The following is a 1,097-nucleotide window of genomic DNA, read 5'->3' on the forward strand; positions in this document are numbered from 1 at the left end:
GTTGTAGTTTCTGAGAATAAACAATTCAAATCCAGTTGTCGCAATAATTGCTCCCGGCAAAAGCCATGCTTTCCAGCCTGTCTGATTGCGGTACAGATGAACAAGAGCGACCCACCCCGCACCGACAAGAGCCGCAATCGGCGGTGCCAGCATGATGAGATAATAATGATGGAAAAATTCTGCGACACTGAAGAATCCGGCAATCGGTACAAGCCACGCAACCCAGAACACCGTTTCCTTCTGCTCTACAGATAATCTTCTTCTTTCTCTTGCGCCAGCGATCAGTAAGCCTGCGATTCCAAATATCGCAAATGGCAGAAGCCAGCTGATTTGATCAGATAACTCTTGTTGGAAAAGCCGCAGTGGACCAGGTGTTCCCGTTCCAAACATCCCTGAACCTGATTGCATTTTCGAACCGGTTCCTGTACCGCCTTTCCCTCCGTCTCCGCCGGGTCCGCCTTGGCCGCCATCTCCGCCGCTTGGAGGGCCTCCTTGACCGCCGCTTGGCATTTCTCCGCCGCTTGGCATTTGGCCATTGGATGGAGGCGCCGCCATATTGCCATTTGAAGATTTGTCATCATTTGATGAGCTGCTGCTTGATGACTGATTAGGCGGTGCTTGAGTGTTATCAGAAGAAGACATTTCTTTTGAAGCGTCTTTGTTTGGCGCACCCTGGCCGCCGCCTGAATTTTGGCCTGTCAGCCGCTGGATTCCGTTATAGCCGAAAGCCAATTCCAAAACAGAGTTGGTTTGGCTGCTTCCGATATAAGGCCGCTTGCTTGCAGGGATATTGTCGACAATGAGCGGCCACGATAACGAAACGGCTGCTAATACGGCTAACGCACTGACCAGCGAAATGATTTTTTTCTTCACCGCGGCATTTGCCGCAATCAAATAGAACAATAGGAAGGCCGGTAAAATCATGTAAGCCTGAAGCATTTTTGTATTGAATCCTACTCCAACAACGAAAAACGCCGCTAACAGCCAGATCAGTTTTCCTTTTCTGATCGCTTTAAAGAGAAGCCATGTAGCAAGCAATAAGAAAAATACCAGTAATGCATCAACATTGTTTGTACGTGCTACAGCTACAGCAATCG

At 48.9% G+C, this 1,097-nt stretch carries 1 protein-coding gene; it reads right to left on the minus strand.

From position 1 onward, the window contains the following. Positions 1 to 1,097, minus strand: a 1,097-nt coding sequence (locus ACWHAR_RS22740) for a glycosyltransferase family 39 protein (RefSeq protein ID WP_452087908.1), incomplete at both ends; no start/stop codon positions are given.

This window comes from Bacillus sp. LR--39, from assembly GCF_053613335.1.